This window comes from Lysobacter sp. Hz25, assembly GCF_046097045.1.
GTDB classification, from domain to species: Bacteria; Pseudomonadota; Gammaproteobacteria; order Xanthomonadales; family Xanthomonadaceae; genus Lysobacter; species Lysobacter antibioticus_B.
Window position 1 is genome coordinate 5,443,495 of record NZ_CP175666.1, and the last position, 22,172, is coordinate 5,465,666.

Consider the following 22,172-nt stretch of genomic DNA (forward strand, 5'->3'; position numbering starts at 1 on the left):
TCGCGCGCAACGCGTCGAGCGCTTCGCCTCGCCCTGCCATCACCCAGAAGGACACGACCATGAGCTATCCGGATTGCCAGTACTCGCACGTCACCTGGGTCCGAAAGGACAGCGCGGCCTTCAAGGCGCTGAGCGAGGGCTTGAAGAATCCGCACACCGCGCCCGGCGCGGTGACGACCTTCCTCACCAACATGACCGCAGCGCACCAGGCGTTCAAGAAAGGACTGCATCCGCACGCGGACTTGATGGCCCTGCTGCGGGCTTACCAGGACGCGACCGGCATCATCTCGACCCGGGAATTCACCCTGCCCGATATCCCCAGCAACCCCAACGACCCGGGCAACAGTTTCGCCACCGACCTGATCGAAGGCATCGCCGGCGCGGCGTCGACCGAGATCGGCATCGGCATCAGCCTCTACAACCTGGTGCTGGACCTGATCGAGCTGTTCGACATCACGCTGCACCTGCAGGGCCTGCTGTTCAACACCGCCTCCACCGACCTGGAAAACATCGACTTCCATTTCGGCCCGAACGGCATAGCCAACCTGCTGCCACTGTCGGCCAAGATCCCGGCGGCCAAGTCGATCATGAACCCGGTCGACAAGAAGAACTACGACTGCGTCGGTTTCACCGTGTTCGGCGGCGTGGGCTACAAATCGATGGAAGGCTTCTACATCGCCGTGACCACGCAGCGCAAGAACGATGATCCGCCGCCCATGTACTGCCAGTACTACGCCCAAAGCAGGGGTATTGCGTCCGGTTTCGACGACCGCAACCACGCACCGCTGCGCGAAGTGTTCTACGAAGCGAAGGTCACCGGGGTGATGGTGGAACAGGTCTCCAATCCGAACGGGATCGTGGCGATCGTTTATGGCTGAAGGCGCGATCGGTGGCGCGGCCACTCGGAGGCCGCTGCAATCCAGCGGCGGCTGATGGCCGGCTTCGCGGCGGAACTGGCACACTCCGATCCGCCTCCGCTGCGCTGGACCGAGCCATGGCCGACCACCCCGATGTCTCCGCCGATATCGTCGCCCGACTCTCTTCGATCTGCCTCGGCCTGCCCGAGGCCCATGAAGAGCGGGCCTGGGTCGGCACGCGCTGGATGATCGGTAAGAAGAACTTCGCCCACGTGCTGACGATCGCCGCAGCTTGGCCGCCGGCCTATGTGCAGGCCGCGGGCACGCAAGGGCCGGCGACGCTGCTGACCTTCCGTCTGCCGTTGCCGCGCGCCGATGCGCCGCGCTTCAAACGTGCGCCGTTCTTCCGGCCGGTGTGGTTTCCCAACATCGTCGGCATGACCCTCGACGGCGCGACCGACTGGGACGAAGTCGCCGATCTGTTGACCGAGAGTTATTGCGTGCTGGCGCCGAAGAAGCTGGCGGCGCTGGTCGACCGATCGACGGATTGAAGCTTGCGCAAGCGATGGCGACGGCCGTAACGAAGAACGGGCGAGGCTCTCGCCCCGCCCGTCGCTTCGATGTCGCACCCAGGTGCCGCGCTTATGGCGCCGCCGCGTCCCAGTCCATCACGTACCACCACCAGTTGTTCAGCACGTTGAGGTGGCGGCCTGCGAAGTTCGGCACCTTGCCGAGCCAGTACAGATGCCAGCCTCGGTCGGCGGTGCGGTAGCCGTCCGGGAAGGTGCAGCGCGGCCCGCCCCATTTGGTGCAGTTGTCGAGCGTGGTCGCGCCGGGGCTCAGGTTCGGATAGTTCTCCCAGTCGTCGCAGGTGTTGTACTCGTAATGGCCGTTGGTGAAGTCGTAGCCCCAACGGTTGCCCGGATCGTATTGCGGGGTGTTGAGGCTACCGTGGATGTTGCCGCAGGCCGCGGTGGTGGCATCGAAGCCGCGCGCGGTGAAGCGTTCGAGCAGGTTGGCGTCGGGCGGGAACATCGTCGGCGGCGGCGCCGGCGGACTGTTCGCCCAACGGCCGAAGCGATGCCTCATGGTGCCTTCGACGCGATGCCCCATGTCCTCCAACATCCGTTCCGGCTCGCGCTCGTAGTTGAAGCCCATGATGTTGAGCTTGACCTGACAGGTGGTGAGTTCGACCGGAATCGGATCGCCGTTGGTCGGAAACGCGCCGGGCCCGGCCATATTGGCTTCGAAGTAGCCGAAGTACGGCCCGCCCCACAGCCACAGCTCGTCGATCTCGCCGGCGTTGGCTTTCTCGCACACGCCGTACTGGCGCAGCACGCTGACGTAGTCGAAGTCGTTCTGCAGCGGGCAGGTGTCGGGCTCGTCGGCGAGACACTTCAGATAGGTCGCCTCGGTATAGATCGGGTTCTGCGTGCGCGGCGTGAACGCATCGACGAACACGTGCTCGGCGATGGAGTACTGCACCACCTGGCTGCTGGCCTGTTCGAGAAACTGGATGTACTGCTGCTCCAGCACTCGCGGGTCGTACCAACCTTTCGCCCGGCTCAGGCGCTGGTTGTTCATGCTGCGGATGGTGGGATTGAACTCGATCACCATCACCCGCTTGTGGATCGGCTCGTCGACGCGCGGGTCGCTGGAGCGGCCGACCCCGTCGAACAGGAACGAGATATCTTCCCAAGTGTTCCAGTTCGGCTCGGTGCGGCGATAGACCTGGTCGCCGCGGGTCAGGAACTGGCGCAGCTTGCCGTCGCTATAGAGTGCGACGTGAAAAGCGGTGATGGTCGACTCGGAACTGCCCGCGCCCGAGAACACCGAGGTGATGTCTTCCCACGCCGGCCAGCCGCCGCTCGCGGTCTGGGTGCGGCGGAACACCTGCCCGCCGCGCACCACGAACTGGCGCTGCAGGCCATCGGCGTACACCGCCACCGAGAACGAGCTGATCGGCTCGCTGCCCGTACCCGGGAACGCCGCATCGATGTTTTCCCAGGCGCCCCACTGGTCGATGCCGGTCTGGATGCGCCGATAGACATGGCCGCCGCGAGTCAGGAACTGCCGGTGCAAGCCGTCGCGGTACAGCTCGACGTCGAATGCGGTGATCTCGCCGATGCCCTCCTGGACGGTGTTGAAGGCCGCGGTGATGTTTTCCCAGGTGTTCCAGTTGGGTTCGGTGCGCTTGTAGACGCGGCCGTTCTTGACCAGGTACTGGCGCTGCAGGCCGTCGGAATAGACGGTCGGGCTGAACGAGGCGAGCGTGTTGGTGCGGCCTTGCACGACCGACGCCGGCCCGGCCGCGGTCGCTGCCGTAGCGGGTAATGCGGTCGCGGCGAAAGCGAGCGACAGCGCGCCGAGCGCGGTCGACAGCAGCGGCAGGCGCCGCCGGGGTTTGCGATGGAAGATGAGTTGCATGGTGAAACTCCTGATGGAAGGCAGCGGTGTTCGATGCGAATGCGTTGCCGTTGCGTCGTCGCAGTCCGTTACGACCCGATACCTGAGCGAGGGATGCCACGTGGGTGGCATACAGGGGTACGAGAGGAGGCTGCGGAACCTGACATGGCGGCTGTCGCCCGACCCATCGCCGCATCGGGACGGCGCGGTCTCGCCCGCCGCACTTCCACCGGGCGCGGTCCGGCCCAGACCTGCGCCGGATGGGAATGGCGCAAGGGACAGACCCGGCAGGCCTACGCCTGCAGCGCGGTCAGCGGCGCATCAGGACGACGATGCCGAATCGATCGCCCGGTGCGTCCGGGCGCCCCGCCCTCACACGCCGCAGCGCCGGCCCCAGTCTCGGCTGATGCGGGTACGCCATGGGCGCATGGTGCCGGCGGCGGCACGCGCCACCACGAAGGCCTCGCGGTTGCCGCTCGACGCATCGAGCCGGCATTGCGCATAGGCCAGTGCCAGAGCGTGGAAACGGCCACTGGCGCGCTCGTTGAGCGAACCCGAGCGCAGCGCGCTGCCGTCGGCCTGGACGATCGGTCGCAGCGCCTTGACCGCACCGCGCAGCGCGGCATCCGTTGCGCTTTTGTCGGCGGCGACATGATCGGCCTGCGCGATCAGCGAGAGCGCCCCCAGCCCGGTGCGGGAATAACGCATCGGGCTGGCAGGCGGCAGCATCGCATCGTCGATACGCGCGACCTCGGCCAGCAGCTTCTGCGCCGCCGCCGGCCGCTGCTCGATCACCTCGAGCAAGGCCTGCACGAACAAGGCGTGGGCGAGGAACGAATCGGTCGCGCCGAAATGCGCACGCGACTCTTCGAGCGCGGTAGCCATCAGGATTCGCGCTTCGCCCAACCGCGCCTGATCGATCAAGGCGACGGCGAGGACGCGGCGCAGTATGAGACCGTCGGCTTGGTCGCGGATGCCGCAGGGGCCGATCATGGCCAGCGCGCGGCGCAGACGCCGTTCGGCATCGGCCGGACGACCCTCGTCGATATCGAGCATGGCCAGGTTGCCTAGCCCGGCGTAGTGCGAACGACAGGCCAAGCTGCGCTGCAGCGAATGCTCGGTCAGGCGCAGCACCTGCTCGTAGGCGTCGCGTATCGTCGCGGCGTCTTCGCGCTCACCGGCCAGGTTGGCGCGCCACAGTTGCAGGCTGGTACGCAGGTCGGGATCGCGCGGCGCGATCCGCGCGGCCAGCGCAATGGCCTGATCCAGCTCGCGCTGCGCTTCTTCGGGCCGTTGCAGATGGTGCAGATACCCGGCCCTGAGCAACCGGGTCTTGGCCAGGGTTTCCTTATCCGCACCCGGATGCGCCTGCCACAAGGCGATGGCCGCCGCCGCGGCCCGGTCGGCGTCCCGATCGCGGCCCAGATAAGCCGACGCGCGCGCACTCGCGGCCAGCAACGAGGCTCGCACCAGCGGGTCGCGCTTTCGATCGGCCAGCAACTCGTCGAGGCTGGCCGCCATCAAAGCCCGCGCCGAGACTTCGCCACTGGTGGTCTCGCGCGGCCGCGCCTGTTTGAACAGATCCACGAAGTACTCGGCGGTCGCCTCGGCCTGGCCGCGCTGCGTCTCGGCCTTGGCCTGCGCCGCGGTGGCCTCGTCGCGGGCGACGCGGGTGCGTTGCAGTTCGTCGCCGAGCCGGGCGAAGTGATAGAAGGCCATGCCGCTGGCCAGGGCCAGCGCTGCCGCCGCGGTGGTCAAGGCCGGCCAGTGCCGCTGCGCCGCGCGCCGCCAGCGATAGGCGCGGTCGTCGCCGCGCGCGTGCACCGGCCGTTTCTCCAGCCAGCGTTGCAGGTCGTCGGCCAGGGCCGCGGCACTGCGATAGCGCTGCGGCGGCGCCTGCGCCGTCGCTTGGGCGACGATGCAGTCGAGATCGCCGCGCAAACTCGCCAGCAACCGTTCCGGCGTGGTCGCCCGCTCGTGCGCGATCCGCTGCGCCGCCGAGGCATCGCGCCTGCATAGCGCCTCGTAGGCAGCCGCGAGCCGCGTCGGCGCCTGCCCGACCGCCGGCAGATCGTCGGACAGCAGCACCCGCAGCAACATGCCCAATTGATAGACATCGGTCGCGGTGGTGACCGCACGGCCCTCGCGCTGCTCCGGCGCGGCCCAGGCCGGCGTCATCGCCAGGGTCTGGGTCTGGGCTGGGTCCTGGTTGGGATCGGCCTCGTCGAGCCATTTGGCGATACCGAAGTCGAGCAGCTTGGCCTGGCCGGCCTCGTCGACCAGCACGTTCGCCGGCTTGAGGTCGCGATGCACGATCAAGGCACGGTGGGCGAAGTCGACCGCCGCGCAAACCTGCTGCATGAGTTCGACCCGCTGCTCGATCGTTGCCGCGCGCGCCGCGCACCAGCGCGTGATCGGTTCGCCGCGAACGAGCTCCATCGCGAACCACGGCTGGCCGGCCTCGGTGACGCCGCCGTCGTACAACTGGGCGATGCCGGTGTGCTGCAGCCGCGCCAGCGCCTGGCGTTCGCGCAGGAAACGCTCGGTCGACGACGCCGCCCCCAGCGGCGCAAAACCGCTCCAGATGCGTTTCAGCGCGACCTCGCGCTCGTACGCGCCGTCGCAGCGCGCGGCGCGGAACACCTCGCCCATGCCGCCACGGCCGATCCGCTCGAGCAAGCGGTAGGGCCCGATCTGCAATCCCCTCGCGTCGCCTTGCGACGAAGCCGCACCCGGATCGAAACCGGTCTGCGACTCCTCGACCTGCGCCAGCAGCGCCCGCACCCGCGCCTGCAGCGCCTCGTCGCCCGCGCAGGCCTGCCCGAGCAAGCGCTCGCGTTCCGCGGGAGAAGCGTCGAGCACCCCACGGAACAACTGCAGGGCGCGGCGTTCGAACGACGATTCGCTGGAGGTCATGCTGAAGCTCTGGCTTGGGTCGCAGAAGACAACGCAAAGCGCCGCCTCAAACTGCCATCACTCGGACAGACGGTCGCGCAGCCAGGCGCGGGCCGCAGCCCAGTCGCGATAGACCGTGCGCTCCTCGACCTCGAGCAAACGTGCGACTTCGGCCACGCTGAGCCCGGTGAAGTAGCGCAGTTCGACGACCTTGGCCATGCGCTCGTCCAGCCTGGCCAACTCGTCCAAGGCCGCATCGAGCTCCGGCAGCAAAGTGCGCTCCGGGATCGGCAGATCGAGCGCGCAGGCGAAATCGTCGCGCTTCCAGGCGCCGCCGTGCTTGTCGCACGCCGCACGCCGCGCGCGGTCGACCAACAACTGCCGCATGATCCGCGCCGCGGTATTGAACAGGTGAGCGCGGCTGGCCAGACACTGCGGCCGATCGCTGCCGAGCAGACGCACGAACACATCGTTGACCAACGCCGTCGGCTGCAACGTGTCGTGACCGCGATGGCCATACAGCTCGCGCCGCGCGATCCCGCGCAGATCGGCATAGACCAAGGGCAGCAAGGCATCGAGCGCCGTGGCATCGCCCGCACCCCAGCGCTGCAATAGCGCCGTTACTTCGGCGCCGGCCGCTTCCGATACGAGCACCGGTCCGCCAAGCGCCGATCCGTCATCGGCCGATGGCTGCTGTAACACCGCCGCATCGGCCAAAGGCCCGCTCACCGCCGCAGCCCGCGGCGATTCCAATAGCTCCAAACCCGCCATATCCGAGGTACATCTCCAGTACTGCCCCCTTCGATTAACGCAGTCCGCGGCCAGATGCGGACGCCGGTGCGAGGGCGCACTCGGTCCTGCCGGCCGTGCGGTGCCGGCGCATGGCATCAACCAAGCCGCGCCGGCTCCAGCAGCAAACTCATGCACACCGCCGAGGCCGGGCACAGCGAGCGGAACTCCGCGCTGCGCTGGATGCCGGCCGGGGCGGCGGCCCGCTCGATGACGGTGTAGCCGCGGCGGGCGAAGAAGGCTTCGGCGGTCTGGGTCAGCAGCACCAGTTGGCGCAGGCCGCGCGCACGCGCATCGGCTTCCAGCGACGAGGCCAGGGCGTGGCCGATGCCGCGATGGCGGGCTTGCGGGTCGACCGCCAGGGAGCGCAGCAGGCCGGCCTCATCAAAGACCTCGATGCCGACCACGCCGAGCATCGCCTGGTTTTCGTCGACCGCGACGCGGAACTCGATCGCGGCGCTGGCCAGATCGTCGACCGGCAGGCCGCTGTCGAGCAACAAGGTGCGCACGGCGGCGGCTTCGTCAGGGGCGATGCGGCGTATGGCCAGCGTCATCGTAGGCTCCGGGTGGCTAAAGATATCGTGCGTATTGGAATCGTATGTATCTTCGCCGATCGCTCGGCCCGACTCACGACACCCGGCGCCCATCGGCGTCGATCACGACTTCGCCGTCTTCCTTGCTGAAAGGCCGGGTGATCGGCGGCAGCAGGTCGAGCACGAGTTCGGACGGACGGCACAGGCGCACGCCGAGCGGGCTGACCACGAAGGGACGATTGATCAGGATCGGATCGCGCAGCATCGCTTCGATCAGGGCCTCGTCCGACAACGTCGTATCGTCGAGGCCGCGCTCGACATAAGGCGCGACGTTCTGGCGCACGGCCTCGCGGACACTGAGGCCGGCCGCGGCGATCAGCTCGACCAGGGCCGCTCGCGACGGCGGATCCTGCAGGTATTCGATCACGGTCGGCTCGATCCCGGCGTGGCGGATCAAGGCCAGGGTATTGCGCGAGGTACCGCAGGCGGGGTTGTGGTAGATGGTGATGTCCATGGCTCAGCTCTCGTTGGAGGCGCAGGCACTGCCGCAGCACGCCGACGGCGTGCGCGCAGCGGCGCTGGGGTGGATTGCGGTGTTCGGATCGGCTTCGGCTTCGGCTTCGTTCGCAGCGGCGTTCGCAGCCTCGTTCGCAGCCTCAGTCGCGGCAACGTTCGCGGCGCTGTCCGCAGCGGCGTTTACGGGCAGGGCCACCGCGCCGGAGGCCACCGCCAGCGCCTGCACGGCGAGGTCGCCCTTGCGCTCGCTGTAGCGGCTGCCGAGGTAGTCGCTGCGGTCGCGCACCAGCAGGGTGAACTTGAACAGTTCTTCCATCACGTCGACGATGCGATCGTAATAAGGCGAGGCTTTCATGCGCCCGTGCTCGTCGAACTCCTGCCAGGCTTTCGGCACCGAGGACTGGTTCGGAATGGTGATCATGCGCATCCAGCGGCCGAGCACACGCAGCGCGTTGACGACGTTGAACGATTGCGAGCCGCCGCAGACCTGCATGACCGCGAGGGTGCGGCCCTGGGTCGGGCGCACGCTGCCCTGCTCCAGCGGCAGCCAGTCGATCTGGTTCTTGAACACCGCGGTCGGGCTGCCGTGGCGCTCCGGGCTGACCCAGACCTGGCCCTCGGACCACAGCGACCATTCGCGCAGTTGCCGCACTTTCGGGTGATCGGCATCGACGCTGTCGAGGATCGGCAGCTCGTGCGGATCGAACACCCGGGTCTCGGCGCCGAAGTGGCGCAGGATGCGCTCGGCTTCCAGCGCGACCTTGCGGCTGAACGATTGCGGGCGCAGCGAGCCGTACAGGATCAGGATCCGCGGCGGGTGGGTCGCGCCGCTTAGCGCGAGTTTGCCGAGGTCGGGCAGGTCCAGAGCGGCACTGACGAGGTTGGGCAGGTGGGTCATGGCGGCTCGCTTGAGGTCGATAATCGTTTCTACTATTCTGGAATTATGGAAATCAATCAAGCCACTACCGCCCTGGCTGCCCTGGGCCAGCCCACCCGCCTGGCGATCTTCCGCCTGCTGGTCGAGGCCGGCCCGGGCGGCCGCATGGCCGGCGAGATCGCCGAGGCCCTGGCGCTGCCGGGCGCGACCCTGTCCTTCCACCTCAAGGAACTCAGCGCCGCCGGCCTGGTCCAGGGCGAGTCGCAGGGCCGCTACATCTGCTACCGCGCCGACTTCGGCGCCATGAACGGCCTGATCGAGTTCCTGACCCGCAACTGCTGCGGCGGCCAGCCGCAACAATGCGCGCCCGCCGCCTGCGGTCCACAGGACGGCAGCTGCGCCAGCCCCTAAAAGGCGCAGGCATGAGCGCGGCCACGCAAGCCGCCGCGCCGGCGCCTATTGTCCAAGCGCATGGGCGCGTTCGAGCGCCACCTGACCTGGTGGGTGCGCCCGCATCGTCGCCGGCACCGCGCTCGGCTACGCCCTGCCAGGGCTGTTCGCGACGCTCGGCGAGGCCGAGGTCGCCAAGGTCAACCTGCCGGTGGCGGCGCTGATCTGGCTGATGATCGTGCCGATGCTGTTGAAGATCGACTTCGCGGCGATGGCGCAGCTGCGACGGCAGTGGCGCGGCATGGGCATGACCCTGTGGTGAACTGGGCGGCCGAACCGTTCTCGATGGCGCGGCTGGCGTGGTGCGGATCGTCAATGCCAGCAAGAGCCGGTACCAAGCGTGCGTCTGAGCGCAAAAGTAGCGAGTAAAGAATCGGCGCGCCCGGGCCGACGGCCGCGGGCGCGCATCGCCGGGTTCAGGCGGCGCGACGCCGGGCGAGCTCGGATTCGAACGCGGCGCGGGCCGCGCCGGAAATCATCCGCGCACGCGTCCACGCCGCTTCCGCCGCACAGGCGGCCTGCGACCACGACAGCGTCGATCCAGAACAGATTTGCTGATAACGCGCTTCCAGCTCGGGCACCACGTCGTCGAAGACCAGGCCCGGATTCTCGATCTGCGCGGTGATGCCGAGATAGATCGCCGGTGCGTAATCCTCGAACCGGGTGCCATCGCGATAGAACGCCGCATGACGATAGTTCAACGCCCAGTAACTCAAGGGCAGCGTCGTAGCGTCCGCGGAAAGTTTCGTACTCATGGTGCAAGGCTCCGGTCAGGACGAAGCCCCCTGTGCGCGGCACCATAATCGATGCGGCGGCGAAGTTTATGACCGTTCGTTCATAGACTTGCCGAAGGCCCTAGTCGCTCACGCTCGGCTTGTGATCGCCCACACGATTCAACATCGCGTTAACGCCGGCGATGGAATGCTGAGCGTGAACTGCAACGCCGAGCTACCCACCGCGCAGGCCGATCGCAGCGCCGCGCATGCACGAAGGCGGACCACCCAAAACGAACAAGCAAGACCAGCAAGACAGACCGACCATCGGTTCGCGGAGCTCGCCATGTGGGACCCCGACAAATACCTCGACTTCGCCGATCTGCGCGGCCGGCCGTTCTTCGACCTGATCGAACGCGTGCGCGCCGAGCACCCTCGCCGCGTGGTCGACTTGGGCTGCGGCCCGGGCAATCTGACCCGTGCTTTGGCCGCACGCTGGCCCAAGGCCACGCTCGAAGCCAGCGACAACTCGCCGGAGATGGTGCAGGCGGCGCAAGCCGCCGGCGTCGCCGCCGAATTGCGCGACGTGCGCGACTGGGTGCCGCGCCCCGACACCGACGTGGTGGTTTCGAACGCGGTGCTGCAATGGGTGCCCGAGCATCGCGAGTTGCTGCGACGCTGGGCGCGTCAGTTGCCGGGCGGCGCGTGGTTGGCGATCCAGGTGCCGGGCAACTTCGATGCGCCCTCGCACGCTTTGGTGCGCGAGCTGGCGGCCAGCGCGTCGTGGGCGCCGCTGCTGGGCTCGGTGGAACTGCGCGAAGGGGGCGCGGTCGATGCGCCGCGCGCCTACGCCGAATTGCTGGCGACGCAGGACTGCGAAGTCGATGCCTGGGAAACCACCTACGTGCAGCGTTTGTCCGGCCCGGATGCAGTGCTGGAATGGATCAGCGGCACGGCCTTGCGACCGATCCAGGCCGCGCTCGATGGCGCCGATTGGCAACGCTTCCGCGCCGAACTCGCGCCGCGGCTCGACCGCGCCTATCCGCCGCGCAGCGACGGCACCACCTGGTTCGAGTTCCGCCGCATCTTCGTCGTCGCGCGCACGGCGCAGCGCTGAATCGCGAGAATGCGGCCAGCGATGGAAAATCGCCCCGCGGCCATCCTTGCCGCGGGACGCGGGGTTGGCCTATAACGCTCGGCCGCCAAATTTGTGGGTGTACTGCAGAAAGACCTGGCGGCCGACGGCATCGAACCAGGACACGTCGTAATACGGATAGCTGCTGTAGGTCGCATCCTTCGGCGGCAGCTTGTCGAACAGATTGGTCACCGCCAGCGACAGTTGGGCGTGGTCGCTGAAGCGGTAGCGCAGCGAAGCGTTGTAGCGATAAGTCGCGCCGATCCAGGCGCTGGTGTCGCCGCCGGGCTCGTAGACCTCGTTGTAGGAATCCCCGCTCGGCAACCGGCCCAGGCGTTCGCCGTGCACGGTCGCCGACCAGCGCTCCTTTTCCCAGCTCACGCTGGCGCTGGTCTTGGTGCGCGGGATGTCGAAGCCGCTGTTGACCGCGAACTGGTTTTCGACGCGGTCGCCGACGTACTGCTGGCTTTCGTGCTCGCGCACCCAGGTGTAGCTGGCGCCGAGGCGAAAGGTGCCCAGGCCGGTGTCGAGGCGGTAATGGGTGCTGAAATCGACGCCGCTGGTGCGTTCGCTGGCGATGTTGATCGGGTTGACGTAGACGCCGTAGAGCTTGCCTTCGTCGGAGCGCCGGATCCGTGCCAAAGCATCGGCGCAGGTCGGCGAGCCGGCATCGACCGTGCTGCCGTCGGCGCGCGTGCCGAGGCGGCAGCCGGCTTCGTCGCGCAGCACGTCGTCGATACGCAGGTCCTGGACCTGGTCGCGCAGATCGATCTCGAAGTAGTCGGCGGAGAAGTCCAGATTCGGGCGCGGCGACCAGACCACGCCGGCGGTCCACGAGGTGCTGGTTTCCGGTTCCAGCTTGCGGTTGCCGCTGCGGGTGACGACCAGGCCTTCGTCGCCGTACGAGCAATCGTTGAGATCGCTGTCGGGCTCTTCGCTGCGGCAACGGTAATAGTCGATCCCACTCGATTCCTGGTTGCCTTCGCCGGCGAACACGTAATGCAGGTCCGGCGCGCGGAACGCGGTGCCGTAGGAGCCGCGCAGCAGCAGGGAGTCGAGCGGCCGCCATTCCAGGCCGGCGCTGTAGGTGAACTTGTCGATGTCGTGTCCGCCGTAGCGGTATTGGTCGTAACGGCCGGCGACGCTGAGGTTCAAGCTGTCGAGCACGGGCAAGCGTAACTCGCCCGCCGCGGCCCAGCGGTCGCGGCTGCCGCGGCCGTCCGAATCGCGCCAGCTGTAGTAGTGATAGCCGGTGGCGAGCGGGTCGGGGCGCAGGTCGTAGCTTTGGTTGCCGAGTTCGAGCGTGCCGGCGAAGCCGACCGCACCGGCCGGCAGGGCGAACAGCTCGGTATTGGTCAGGGTCAGCGACAGCGCGTCGGTGCGCGACTTCGGCCGATAGGTCGAACGCGCGCCGATCGCGTCGTACTCCTGCCGGCTCAGCGGCCGGTACAGGCGCTCGGGGTCGGCATCGAAGATCGCGAAGCCGTCGTCGTCGACGCCGAGCTGCGGCCCAAGGAACAGATCGTTGGCCCGGGACGCGACGATCTGCGGCCAACCGATCGTCGATTGGTACTGCGAATGGCTCAGCGCGGCTTCCCAATCCCAGGCCTCGCCGAAGCGGCCCTTGAAGCCGGTGGCCAAGCTGAAAGTGCGCTGCCGGTTGCGGATCATGCCGCGGTACAGGCCGCCCATTTCCTCGGGCGAGAACTGCCGCTGCCAATACTCGACCTGGTCGGTGGCGCGGTTGTGGAAATAACCGGCTTCGTTGCCGTCCGGGGCTTGGTAGCTCCATTCGGTGACGTCGCGGTACATCGATAACTCGTGGTAGCCCAGTTGCACATCGGCGAACCATTCGCTGGTGTCGCCGAAGGCGTAGCTCAACGAGGCGTAGGCATTGAGGCCTTCGCGCTTGTTGATCATGGTGCCGTAGCCGATCGACTCGTCGCTGCCGCAGTAGTAGCCGGCCTCGCCGTCCGGCCCCCAGCCGGGACGCGAAGCGCGGTAGGTGTTGCCGCCGTTGAGCGAGGCCAAGGCGCCGCAGGCGGCGCCGGGGTCGAGGTATTCGTCGTACCAGTTGGTGCGCAGGAAGGCGCGTCGCGCGGCGCGCGTGCTCGCGGTCGGCGCATCCCGGGTCGAGTCCTGGATCGAGCGCTCGTAGGCCCATAGCGGGTTCTGCACCTGCAGCTCGAAACCGTAGACCGCGTTGAAGCGATCGCGGCCGTAGCCACTGGAGACGCTGAGGTTGAACGACTCGCCGCCGCCGCGCGTAGTGTCGCCGAGGCGGAAGTCGACGGTGGTGCCGTCGGCGCGCTTTTTGAGGATGAAGTTGACCACGCCGGAGATCGCATCCGAGCCGTAGATCGCCGAGGCGCTGCCGGTCAGGATCTCGATCCGGTCGACCATGCCGAGCGGAATATTCGAGATGTCGGTGAAGTTGCTGCGGCCCTTGAACGGCATCGGAAAGTCGGCGATGCGGCGGCCGTTGACCAGCACCAGGGTGTGGTTTGGGCCGAGCCCGCGCAGGTCGACCTGCTGCGCGCCCGGCGAGAAGTCGGCGGCGCTGGCCGACTGCTGGCTTTGGGTCTCGCCGCCGTTCTGGGTCATCGCCCGCAGCACGTCGGGCACGGTGGTGAAGCCGTTGGCCTTGATCTCCTGCGCGGTCATCACCGTGATCGGCGCCGGGCCTTCGATCTGGCTGCGCGGAATGCGTGAGCCGGTGACCTGCACGCCCTCCAGCTCGGTCGTCGACGGCGGCGATGCTTCGACGATGTCGGCGCCGCTCCCCATCGGCGCCAGTGAGGTCTTCTTGCGCGGCTTCGGCGGCGTCGGATCCTTGACGATCACCATCGCCCCCGACGCATCACGCCGCGCCACATGACCGCTACCGAGCAGCAGGCGGTCGAGCGCGGCCTCGGCCGACATCGCGCCCCGCACCCCGCGTGTGCGCAGCCCCTGCAAACGGTCGGCGCGGTAGACGAACTGCACCCCCGACTGCCTCGCCAACACGTCCAGCGCCGACACCAGCTCCCCCGCCGGAATATCGATCGCCTCCCGCTTCGCCGCGACTTGCGCCTGGGCGGACAACGCGGCCGAACAGGCCAGACTCAACCACCACACACGCGCACTTCGCGACATCGGGTTCCCCTCCCCATCGGCGCCTTGCAGCGCCCATCGGGATATCAGGACGAACGAAGCCGGCAAATCCCGCACGCGCTGCGGCCTGCCGGCGCGGAGCCGGCTAGCGGCTGTGCAGGACGATCCGGTCCGGGCGGTGCTCGACGCGGACCGGCGTGACCTGTTCGAGCAGGCGCACGAACACTTCGGTGTTGGACCAGCGGAAGTTGCCGCCGACCCGCAGCTCGCCCGCGGCGGCATCGCCGATGACGATCTTGCGGGCGTTGTAGCGGTTGAACTCGGCCGCGGCCACGCTCAACGGCGTGTCGCGGAACACCAGATAGCCGCGACGCCAATCTACCTGGCGCTCGGCGTCCTCGACCGAACCGATGCGCACCAACACGCCGCTGCGGCTGGCGAAGGCGGTGCTGCCGGCCGGCAACACGCTGGTCGGCTGGCGACGGCCGCCGACCGGCTCGGATTCGAGCCGCACCGTGCCTTCGGTGACGACCACGCGCAAGTCAGCGCCCTCGCGGCGCACCGAGAAGCGGGTGCCGACCGCGATCACCCGGCGGCCGCCGGCTGCCACCGCGAACGGCCGCCGCGCGTCCTTGGCGACATCGAAGAAGGCCTCGCCCTGCTGCAGCTCGACATGGCGCTCGCTACGCGACAAGGCCACCTCGATGCGGCTGTCGCTGCTCAGCGTCGCCTGCGAGCCGTCGGCCAGGGCGACGTCGCTGAGGTCGCCCATCGCGGTGCGGTACGAAACCTGTTCGACCACGGCCTGACGCTGCCAACCCCAGAACGAGGCGACGCTCAACAAGGCCAGCATCGCGACGCCCGCATAACGCAGGCCACGGCCGCCGCGCGCGGCCGAGCGGCGCGGCGCGAACACCAGCGCGGCGGCGTCGTGACCGGTCGCGGCCGGCGTCGGCGGTTCCGGCATCGACTCGGCGCGCGGCGCCTGCAGATCGAAGCTCGAATGCATCCATTGCCCACGCGCCGGCACGCCGTCCGAAGCGGTGCCGGCGCCGAGCGCCTTGAGCCGGTCGCTCTGCGCCCAAGCCGCGTCCAGACGCAGGAACGCGACCCGGTGCGCGGTCGAGGCCGCAAGCCAGGCGTCGAGCTCGGCCTGTTCCAGCGCCGACCAATCGCCGCCCTCGCGCCTGGCTAACCACTGCGCCGCGTCGCGCTCAATCTGTCTGCTGCTTGCCATGTTCCGTTTCCTTGTCGGCCTGCGGCTTGCGCGGCAAATCCGCACGCGGAGGTTCGCCGCCGTAGAAATACTCGGCAATCAGGCGCACCCCCTTGGCCATCTGTTTCTCCACGGTCTTCTCGCTGATGCCCAGACGCTCGGCCACTTCCTTCTGCGACAACTCGTCGACCCGGCGCAGCCACACCACCTCGCGGCAGCGATCGGGCAGACGGTCGAAGGCTTCGGCGAGACGCTTGAGGATCTGCCGCGCGCCGAGCCGGCGCTCCGGACAGACCTCGTCTATCAAGACGTTCAAAGCCTCGAAATCACCCACCGGCTCGATCGACACCACCTTGCCGCGGCGCAGGCGGTCGGTCATGAGGTGCCGCGCAGTCGCGAACAGGAACGACTTGGGCTGGGTCGGCAAGGCCTTGCCGGCAGCCTCGTACACGCGGACGTAGACCTCCTGGCGCAGATCGTGGAGGTCGTCGCGATGCGGCCAATAACGCCGCAGCACATGCACCAGCGCCTCTTCGTGCACGAGGATCTCGCGGGCGAACCAGGCGTCGAGGGCGGCGTTCATGCGCCGACCTTAGCCGATTCCGACGTCCATTCCGTAGTGGCCGCAGCAGCCGATCGGCGGATTGCGCGCGCGGGCGCGAATTTGCGAACGGACATGGGGGAAAGTCGGGGTTGGTTCGTCTTGGCCCTTCATACCCAGCCGGAGTCGAACGATGCGCCTGTGGTCCCACCGGTCCGTGTTGGTTGGAACGCTGTGCCGAGGCGTGCTCGGCGCTGTCCTGGCCGTTTGCTGCACCAGCGCCTTCGCCGCGGACACCACCGACTCGCGCCGCAACGGCTATCGCTATTACGCGATCGGCGACCTCGCCGCGCCGCGGCCGGCGCCGACCCGCGCCGGGGCGATGCTGGTCGGGGGCGGCGATTGGCCCTACCCGGCGTTCCGCTGGATGATCGAACGCGCCGGCCACGGCCGCATCGTGATCCTGCGCGCCTCCGGCAGCACTGAGGCGCAGGAGGAGTTCTTCCGGGACATCGGCGGCATCACCGCCGCGCAGACCCTGGTGTTCGAGGATCGCCGCGCCGCCAGCGACCCGCAGGTGCTGGAGATCGTGCGCCAGGCCGACGGTATCTTCCTGGCCGGCGGCGATCAGTCCAACTACGTGCGCTATTGGAAAGGCACGCCGCTCAGTCGCGCGCTGGATGCGCACGTGCGCGCCGGCAAGCCGATCGGCGGCACCAGCGCGGGGCTGGCGATCCTCGGCGCGCACGCCTACGGCGCCATGGACGGCGGCAGCCTGACCTCAAAGGACGCCTTGCGCGACCCGAGCGGACCGGCGCTGACCTTGGTCGATGATTTCCTGCACCTGCCCTATCTCGAACGCGTGCTCACCGACAGCCATTTCGGCAAGCGCGAGCGGCTCGGCCGCCTGATCGCGATGCTGGCGCGGCTGGCGCAGAAACAAGGCCGCGACGACCTGGTCGGCATCGGCGTCGACGAGTACACCGCGCTGTGCATCGACGGCGACGGCATCGGCCGCGTCTTCAGCGGCAACGGCGGCCACGCCTGGCTGGTGGGTCCGCAGCCGGCGGCCGAGGTCTATGCCGCGGGCAAGCCGCTCAGTGTGCGCGCGGTGCCGGTGCTCGGCGTCGGCGGCGACAGCGTGCTGCACCTGGCGGATTTCCGCGTGGAGCGCCCGGCCTTCTCCGCGCTTTATGATGTCGAAGCGGGGCGTCTGGTCCGGCGCGATGCGAACGCAGCGCCCCCGCCGCCGCCCTGAGCACTCTCGCCCCTCGCCGGGGCTATCCGGAGCCGAACATGCCAACTGCCCTGCGTCATCATTGTTTCGCCTGGCTGCTGCTCGGCTCGGCAACTCTCGCCCACGCCGCCGACGCACCGCCGGCGAACAAAAAGGCGACGAAACCGGTGCTGGTGATCCACGGCGGCGCCGGCGTCGAACGCGCCGGCCTGACCCCGGCCGACGAAACCGCCGCGCGCGCCGCGCTCGAACAAGCCCTGCGCGCCGGCCATGCGCAGCTGAAGGCCGGCAAGCCCGCGCTGGACGCCGTCACCGCCGCGATCACCGTGCTCGAGGACGCGCCGATGTTCAACGCCGGCCGCGGCGCGGTGTTCAATCACGACGGCCAGAACGAACTCGACTCGGCGGTGATGGACGGCGCCAGCCTGCGCGCCGGTGCGATCGCCGGCGTGCACCGGGTCAAGAACCCGATCCTGCTCGCGCGCACGGTGATGGAGAAATCCAAGCACGTGATGATGGTCGGCGACGGCGCCGAAGCCTTCGCCCGCGAACAGGGCGTGACGCTGGTCGATCCGTCTTATTTCCGCACCGAGAAGCGCTGGCAGCAGTTGCAGAAGGCGCTCAAGGAAGAGGCCTCGGGCAAGGCCCACGCCGATGTCGAAACCGCCAAGCACTTCGGCACGGTCGGCGCGGTCGCGCTCGATGCCGACGGCCGCCTCGCCGCGGGCACCTCGACCGGCGGCATGACCAACAAGCGCTACGGCCGCGTCGGCGATTCGCCGATCATCGGCGCCGGCACCTATGCGAACGCGCGCTGTGCGGTGTCCGGCACCGGCTGGGGCGAGTACTACATCCGCGCGGTCGCCGCCTACGACATCTGCGCGCGCGTGCAGTACGCCGGGCAGAGCATCGGCGAGGCCGCCAAGGCGGTGATCAACGAGGCGATCCCGAAGGCCGGCGGCGACGGCGGCGCGATCGCGCTCGGCGCCGACGGCCGTTTCGCCCTGCCCTTCAACACCGAAGGCATGTACCGCGGCTGGATCGGCGCCGACGGCGTGCCGCACGTGGCGATCTACCAGGACGAGGCCCTGGCGGAGCCTTCCGACACGCCCTGATCGCAGCAGTACGGTTCGACCGGCCGCGACGGCCGCAACGGCCGTCGCGATTCGCTCGCAGGCGTCAGCGCGCGGCGATGCGCAAGCGGTTGACCATGGCCTGCAGCTGATCCGGCGGCATGTCGTTGATCGCCTTGATGGTCTCTTCCGGCGTCATCGGCTTGCCGGTGCCCAGGCCGTCGCGCTTGCCGTATTCCATCATTAGCGGCACCACCGGGATCGACTGGTAGTGCTCGTCTTCGCCGAGATCGCCCATGATCCGCGCCGCATCGGCGTCGAAGCCGGCGTTCTGCAGGAACTCCTGCGAGCCCTTGATCTTGGCGTCCTTGTCGCGGGTGTCGGCGAGGGCCGACTGGCCGAACACCGACACGCCGATCATCACCGCGCCGACGATGGCGCCGACCGGGCCGCTGGTCAGCGTCATCACCACCGTGCCGGTCGCGCCCAATCCGTACAACGCCGCTTCGGCTTCCTTGTACGGACGGTCGGACAATAGGGCGTCGGCCATCTTGGCGATGTCGCCGGTCGCCGACAGCAGGCCCAGCGCGCGGTTCCAGTTCTCGAAGCGCACGCCGGCGCGGGCGTGGCTGTCGGCCAGCGCCGAATCGGCGTCGATCGGGATGCTGCCCGGGCGATGCATCATATCGCGCACGTCCTTGGCCAAGCCCGCGGCATCGGCGAAGGCGCCGACCGCGTTGGCCCAGCCCGGGTCGCTGATCAGGTCGCTGCTCGATTTGGCGAAGGCCAGCCCAGCCGCGGCCACGCCGAGCGAACGGAAGGTCACGCCGGCGGGCTGATTGGCGTTGAAGCCGTCGATACCGCTCAATGCCTGGTTGAACTGCTTGAGCTGGGCCTCCATCGCCGCGGTGTCGCCCGCCGGCACGCTGGTCAGGCCTTCGAGCGCGCGGATCGCCTCGCGGTATTGCTCGGAGTCCTTGCCGAGCAGGCTGGCGTAACGCGTGCTCAGCGATTCGAGCTGGGTCTTGGCGTTGGCGATGCTGGTCGGGTCGGAGGAATCGAGGTCGGAGAAGACCTTCAACGCCGCCTGCTGGATGCCGTCGTTGGCCAGGCGCTTGAGGTACTCGGCGCCTTCCTTGGACACCTTGGTGACGTCGAACAGCTTGGTCGCCGCATCGGCCTCGGCGCCGATCAGGAAATCGCGATCGCGCGCGGCAGCCAGGCCGAAGGCCTGCAGCACCGAGTCGTTGTTGGCGACCGCCTGCATTTCCTTGCCGAGGTCCGGATAAGTCGCCTTGAGGTCCTCGGGCAAAGCGTTCAAGCCGCCCAGGGTGTCCTTGAGCACGTTCGCGTTCGTGGTCAGGCGGTCTTCGAGGCCGTGGAATTTCTCCAGCCAACCCGGATCGCTCTTGCCCTTGTCGGCCAGGTACTTGTCGACCGCCTGCGAGATCGCTTCCGGCGGCAGGCCTTCGGAGTACTTCAACAGGCGGCCGAGCTCGCCCATCATCGACTGGTATTCCTTCAGGTCGGCGTCGATCTTGCCTTGCAGCAACTCGGCGCCGTGGCTGATGCCGCGCAGGAACACGCCGGCCTGTTCGTTCAAGCCCTGATTCTTGAGTTGCTGAGCCATCTCCAGCGCGAGCGCCGGGCTGGCGCCGTCGCGGATCGCATTGGAGATGTTCTCCGAGAACGGCACCCACTGCCCGCGCAGCGCTTCCGGGTTGGCCAGGTACATGCTGGCGATGTCTGCGCGCATGCGCTTGCCGTCCTCGCCGTTGCCGAGCGCGCCGACCACGCGCGCCATGTCGGCATAGGAACTGCCGCCGAACTTCTCGCCGGCGTACATGGGCTTGACCTGGACGATGCGCATCACCGTGTCGAGGTTCTGCGTCACCACCGCATTGGCGAGTTCGGGCGGCAGGCCGTCGACCAGTTCGGCCAGACGCTTGGCCGCCTCGTTGGCCGGCCCGCGCTGCTCGCGCGGGTCGTCGCTGCTGAAGTTCGCATACGGCGCCGCCACGTAGGGCTCGACCTTGTCGTTGAGCAAGCGGCCCAGCTCGGGGCTGGTCGCCAGGCGCGCCTGCGCCTCCGGCGACATCGACGCCCATTGCGACTTGAGGATCGACATGACCGACTTGGCATCGCCGCCGCCGGACACCGTCAGCGCGAATTCGACTTCGTGGTCGATGCTGATGTCCTTGACCGTGGCCTTGATGCTCGCCTGCGCCGCCGGGTCGTCGGCGTGGCGCGCGGCGATGCTGTCGCCATAGGACGCGATCGCCTTGGTGTCGTAGGTCGCGCCGGTCGGGCGCGCGTCGAACTCGACCTGGAAACGCGCCTTCATCTCGGCCTGGATCGCCGACTTCAACTCGGCCTGGGTCTGCGGCGTGGACTGCTGGGCGTCGGCCTTGAGCGCGGCGTCGACGCGCTGCGCTTCCGGCGACAGCGCCGGCTTGTCGGCCTGGGCCGGCGCGGCGGCATGGACCACCGGATCGGCCTCGCCGTCGTGCGCGGGCGGCAGTTGCAGCGGCGTGTCCGGGTACAGCGCCTCCCAGTTCAAGACCTGCGGGTTGGCGTCCTTGAGGCTCTGTTCGTAGACCGCCTGCGGCACCGTGCCGCGGTGTTGCGCGGCGATGTCGGGCAAGGTCTCGTGGCGCTGGACCACGTGCACCGGCGCGGCCGGTTGGGTCGCGAGCTGCTGCACCGCGCGCGAAACGGAATCGACGAAATTGATGAAGCTCATGGCGTGGTCCGCTCGGGTTCCGGCGAAAGTCGTTTGGCGGGGACCGTAGCACCGGCGCGGCGGCGGCGAACGCTAGGGCGGTCCCTAGGCCGCGGTATGGCGGCCATGCCGCTGGCACCGGCACGGCGCGGCGGCGTCCGGGCAGAGCGATGCGATGACATGCGATGGGGGTGCGATGATTGGCGCCATGCCCGCCGCCCCGGACCATCGCTGCCGCGTCACCGCCTCGCCCTGGGCCGGCTTGTACGGCACCCAGATCGACAGCGCGCGCGAGTTCGGCCGTCATTGGCATGCAACCTACGGCCTCGGCCTGCTCGAACGCGGCGCGCAGAGTTCGGCGAGCGGACGCGGCCAGGTCGACGCCCGCGCCGGCGACCTGATCACGACCAACCCCGGCGAAGTGCACGACGGCCGCCCGCTCGGCGGCGCACGGCGCTGGCGCATGCTTTACCTCGACCCGCAGCTGATGCATTCGATGAGCGCGCCCTGCGTTGCGCCGTCGCTGGCGTCGGCGGGCTCGCTGGAGCTGGTCCGCCCGGTCATCCGCGACGCCCGATTGCAGGGCTTGCTGTTGCGCTTGTTCGCCCGTCTCGACCGCTGGAACCAGGGCCAGGCCCACGACGACGCCACCCTGGCCTGCGAAGAAGCCCTGGTGCAGGTCTGCGCGCAATTGCTCGAACGCCACAGCACCCAGGCGCCGGCAGCGGCGGTGTCGGCCGACCTCGCCCGGGTGCGCGAACGGCTCGCCGACGACCCGCAGCGGGCGCCGAGCCTGGACGAGCTGGCGGCCCCCTTCGGGCTGACCAAGTACCAACTGCTGCGCCGCTTCCAGCGCGCCTACGGCCTGCCGCCGCACGCCTGGCTGGTCCAGCAGCGGGTCGAGCGCGCCCGCGACCTGATCCGGCGCGGCCGCAGCCTGACCGATGCCGCGGCCGACAGCGGCTTCGCCGATCAGAGCCATATGACGCGTGCGTTCGCGCGCCAGTTCGGTTTCACCCCGGGCGCCTGGCAGCGGGCGGCAGCGCCTCGCCGGCCGCGCAACGACGGCGTCGCACCGCCGCAATAAGCTTCAAGACGCGCGGTCGAGGCCGCACGAGA

At 68.6% G+C, this 22,172-nt stretch carries 17 protein-coding genes and 2 pseudogenes; 8 read left to right on the top strand and 11 right to left on the bottom strand.

What is annotated here, in order from left to right; genetic code table 11:
- Positions 1-59 precede the first annotated feature (59 nt).
- Positions 60-878 (top strand): hypothetical protein, encoded by an 819-nt coding sequence (locus tag ACKN61_RS22425; RefSeq protein ID WP_408951302.1) that lies wholly within the window; start codon positions 60-62, stop codon positions 876-878.
- Positions 879-994: 116 nt separating this feature from the next.
- The gene (locus ACKN61_RS22430) at positions 995-1,408 is read left to right on the top strand and encodes a hypothetical protein (RefSeq protein WP_408951303.1); all 414 of its coding nucleotides are present in this window, start codon (positions 995-997) and stop codon (positions 1,406-1,408) included.
- A 91-nt stretch (positions 1,409-1,499) separates the two neighbouring features.
- Here the strand turns inward: ACKN61_RS22430 and ACKN61_RS22435 are convergent, their stop codons facing one another.
- From ACKN61_RS22435 to arsH, 6 genes and pseudogenes are all read right to left on the bottom strand, one after another.
- Entirely contained in the window at positions 1,500-3,284 is a 1,785-nt protein-coding gene (locus ACKN61_RS22435) for a hypothetical protein (RefSeq protein WP_408951304.1), read from the bottom strand.
- 351 nt (positions 3,285-3,635) lie between these two features.
- Positions 3,636-6,179: a protein kinase domain-containing protein gene (locus ACKN61_RS22440; protein ID WP_408951305.1), complete on the bottom strand. Its 2,544-nt coding sequence runs from the start codon at positions 6,177-6,179 to the stop codon at positions 3,636-3,638.
- 57 nt (positions 6,180-6,236) lie between these two features.
- Entirely contained in the window at positions 6,237-6,812 is a 576-nt protein-coding gene (locus tag ACKN61_RS22445; RefSeq protein ID WP_408951306.1) for an ECF-type sigma factor, read from the bottom strand.
- 233 nt (positions 6,813-7,045) lie between these two features.
- Positions 7,046-7,501 carry an arsenic resistance N-acetyltransferase ArsN2 gene (arsN2, locus tag ACKN61_RS22450; protein WP_408951307.1) on the bottom strand — a complete coding sequence of 152 codons (456 nt, stop codon included), beginning with the start codon at positions 7,499-7,501 and terminating at the stop codon, positions 7,046-7,048.
- 73 nt (positions 7,502-7,574) lie between these two features.
- A complete protein-coding gene (arsC, locus tag ACKN61_RS22455; protein ID WP_408951308.1) occupies positions 7,575-7,994 on the bottom strand; it encodes an arsenate reductase (glutaredoxin) in 420 nt (139 codons plus the stop codon).
- A gap of 195 nt (positions 7,995-8,189) precedes the next feature.
- Positions 8,190-8,894 (bottom strand): annotated as a pseudogene (gene arsH / locus ACKN61_RS22460) (arsenical resistance protein ArsH); the annotation flags it as partial.
- 45 nt (positions 8,895-8,939) lie between these two features.
- On the opposite strand from arsH, the gene ACKN61_RS22465 reads away from it, so the two are divergent.
- Both ACKN61_RS22465 and ACKN61_RS22470 read left to right on the top strand, forming a co-directional pair.
- On the top strand, positions 8,940-9,284 hold the full coding sequence (locus ACKN61_RS22465; RefSeq protein ID WP_408951309.1) for an ArsR/SmtB family transcription factor: 345 nt from the start codon (positions 8,940-8,942) through the stop codon (positions 9,282-9,284).
- 60 nt (positions 9,285-9,344) lie between these two features.
- A pseudogene (locus tag ACKN61_RS22470) lies at positions 9,345-9,626 on the top strand (arsenic resistance protein); the annotation flags it as partial.
- Between the two features lie 113 nt (positions 9,627-9,739).
- On the opposite strand, the gene ACKN61_RS22475 reads toward ACKN61_RS22470, so the two are convergent.
- Positions 9,740-10,078: a hypothetical protein gene (locus ACKN61_RS22475; RefSeq protein ID WP_152566224.1), complete on the bottom strand. Its 339-nt coding sequence runs from the start codon at positions 10,076-10,078 to the stop codon at positions 9,740-9,742.
- A gap of 304 nt (positions 10,079-10,382) precedes the next feature.
- Between ACKN61_RS22475 and ACKN61_RS22480 the strand changes: the two genes are divergently transcribed.
- Entirely contained in the window at positions 10,383-11,153 is a 771-nt protein-coding gene (locus ACKN61_RS22480; protein WP_408951310.1) for a trans-aconitate 2-methyltransferase, read from the top strand.
- 69 nt (positions 11,154-11,222) lie between these two features.
- On the opposite strand, the gene ACKN61_RS22485 is transcribed toward ACKN61_RS22480, so the two are convergent.
- From ACKN61_RS22485 to ACKN61_RS22495, 3 genes are all read right to left on the bottom strand, one after another.
- Positions 11,223-14,018: a TonB-dependent receptor plug domain-containing protein gene (locus ACKN61_RS22485; RefSeq protein WP_408953893.1), complete on the bottom strand. Its 2,796-nt coding sequence runs from the start codon at positions 14,016-14,018 to the stop codon at positions 11,223-11,225.
- Positions 14,019-14,409: 391 nt separating this feature from the next.
- Entirely contained in the window at positions 14,410-15,501 is a 1,092-nt protein-coding gene (locus ACKN61_RS22490) for a FecR family protein (RefSeq protein WP_408951311.1), read from the bottom strand.
- Positions 15,479-16,063: an RNA polymerase sigma factor gene (locus tag ACKN61_RS22495; protein WP_408951312.1), complete on the bottom strand. Its 585-nt coding sequence runs from the start codon at positions 16,061-16,063 to the stop codon at positions 15,479-15,481. Before ACKN61_RS22495 ends, ACKN61_RS22490 begins: the two co-directional genes overlap by 23 nt.
- 151 nt (positions 16,064-16,214) lie before the next feature.
- Here ACKN61_RS22495 and ACKN61_RS22500 point away from each other — a divergent pair, with 151 nt between their 5' ends.
- Entirely contained in the window at positions 16,215-17,279 is a 1,065-nt protein-coding gene (locus ACKN61_RS22500; protein WP_408951313.1) for a cyanophycinase, read from the top strand.
- Positions 17,280-17,317: 38 nt separating this feature from the next.
- On the top strand, positions 17,318-18,373 hold the full coding sequence (locus ACKN61_RS22505; RefSeq protein ID WP_408951314.1) for an isoaspartyl peptidase/L-asparaginase family protein: 1,056 nt from the start codon (positions 17,318-17,320) through the stop codon (positions 18,371-18,373).
- A gap of 64 nt (positions 18,374-18,437) precedes the next feature.
- On the opposite strand, the gene ACKN61_RS22510 is transcribed toward ACKN61_RS22505, so the two are convergent.
- Positions 18,438-21,074 carry a LysM peptidoglycan-binding domain-containing protein gene (locus ACKN61_RS22510; RefSeq protein ID WP_408951315.1) on the bottom strand — a complete coding sequence of 879 codons (2,637 nt, stop codon included), beginning with the start codon at positions 21,072-21,074 and terminating at the stop codon, positions 18,438-18,440.
- Positions 21,075-21,261: 187 nt separating this feature from the next.
- On the opposite strand from ACKN61_RS22510, the gene ACKN61_RS22515 reads away from it, so the two are divergent.
- Positions 21,262-22,140: a helix-turn-helix domain-containing protein gene (locus ACKN61_RS22515; RefSeq protein WP_408951316.1), complete on the top strand. Its 879-nt coding sequence runs from the start codon at positions 21,262-21,264 to the stop codon at positions 22,138-22,140.
- The last annotated feature ends 32 nt before the right edge of the window (positions 22,141-22,172 follow it).

What these genes read in the sequence shown, in the direction of transcription:
- ACKN61_RS22425 (WP_408951302.1), top strand. Translation starts at nt 60, where the DNA reads ATGAGCTATCCGGATTGCCAGTACTCGCACGTCACCTGGGTCCGAAAG.
- ACKN61_RS22430 (WP_408951303.1), top strand. Translation starts at nt 995, where the DNA reads ATGGCCGACCACCCCGATGTCTCCGCCGATATCGTCGCCCGACTCTCT.
- ACKN61_RS22435 (WP_408951304.1), bottom strand. Translation starts at nt 3,284, where the DNA reads ATGCAACTCATCTTCCATCGCAAACCCCGGCGGCGCCTGCCGCTGCTG.
- ACKN61_RS22440 (WP_408951305.1), bottom strand. Translation starts at nt 6,179, where the DNA reads ATGACCTCCAGCGAATCGTCGTTCGAACGCCGCGCCCTGCAGTTGTTC.
- arsN2 (WP_408951307.1), bottom strand. Translation starts at nt 7,501, where the DNA reads ATGACGCTGGCCATACGCCGCATCGCCCCTGACGAAGCCGCCGCCGTG.
- arsC (WP_408951308.1), bottom strand. Translation starts at nt 7,994, where the DNA reads ATGGACATCACCATCTACCACAACCCCGCCTGCGGTACCTCGCGCAAT.
- ACKN61_RS22465 (WP_408951309.1), top strand. Translation starts at nt 8,940, where the DNA reads ATGGAAATCAATCAAGCCACTACCGCCCTGGCTGCCCTGGGCCAGCCC.
- ACKN61_RS22475 (WP_152566224.1), bottom strand. Translation starts at nt 10,078, where the DNA reads ATGAGTACGAAACTTTCCGCGGACGCTACGACGCTGCCCTTGAGTTAC.
- ACKN61_RS22480 (WP_408951310.1), top strand. Translation starts at nt 10,383, where the DNA reads ATGTGGGACCCCGACAAATACCTCGACTTCGCCGATCTGCGCGGCCGG.
- ACKN61_RS22485 (WP_408953893.1), bottom strand. Translation starts at nt 14,018, where the DNA reads ATGGTGATCGTCAAGGATCCGACGCCGCCGAAGCCGCGCAAGAAGACC.
- ACKN61_RS22490 (WP_408951311.1), bottom strand. Translation starts at nt 15,501, where the DNA reads ATGGCAAGCAGCAGACAGATTGAGCGCGACGCGGCGCAGTGGTTAGCC.
- ACKN61_RS22495 (WP_408951312.1), bottom strand. Translation starts at nt 16,063, where the DNA reads ATGAACGCCGCCCTCGACGCCTGGTTCGCCCGCGAGATCCTCGTGCAC.
- ACKN61_RS22500 (WP_408951313.1), top strand. Translation starts at nt 16,215, where the DNA reads ATGCGCCTGTGGTCCCACCGGTCCGTGTTGGTTGGAACGCTGTGCCGA.
- ACKN61_RS22505 (WP_408951314.1), top strand. Translation starts at nt 17,318, where the DNA reads ATGCCAACTGCCCTGCGTCATCATTGTTTCGCCTGGCTGCTGCTCGGC.
- ACKN61_RS22510 (WP_408951315.1), bottom strand. Translation starts at nt 21,074, where the DNA reads ATGAGCTTCATCAATTTCGTCGATTCCGTTTCGCGCGCGGTGCAGCAG.
- ACKN61_RS22515 (WP_408951316.1), top strand. Translation starts at nt 21,262, where the DNA reads ATGCCCGCCGCCCCGGACCATCGCTGCCGCGTCACCGCCTCGCCCTGG.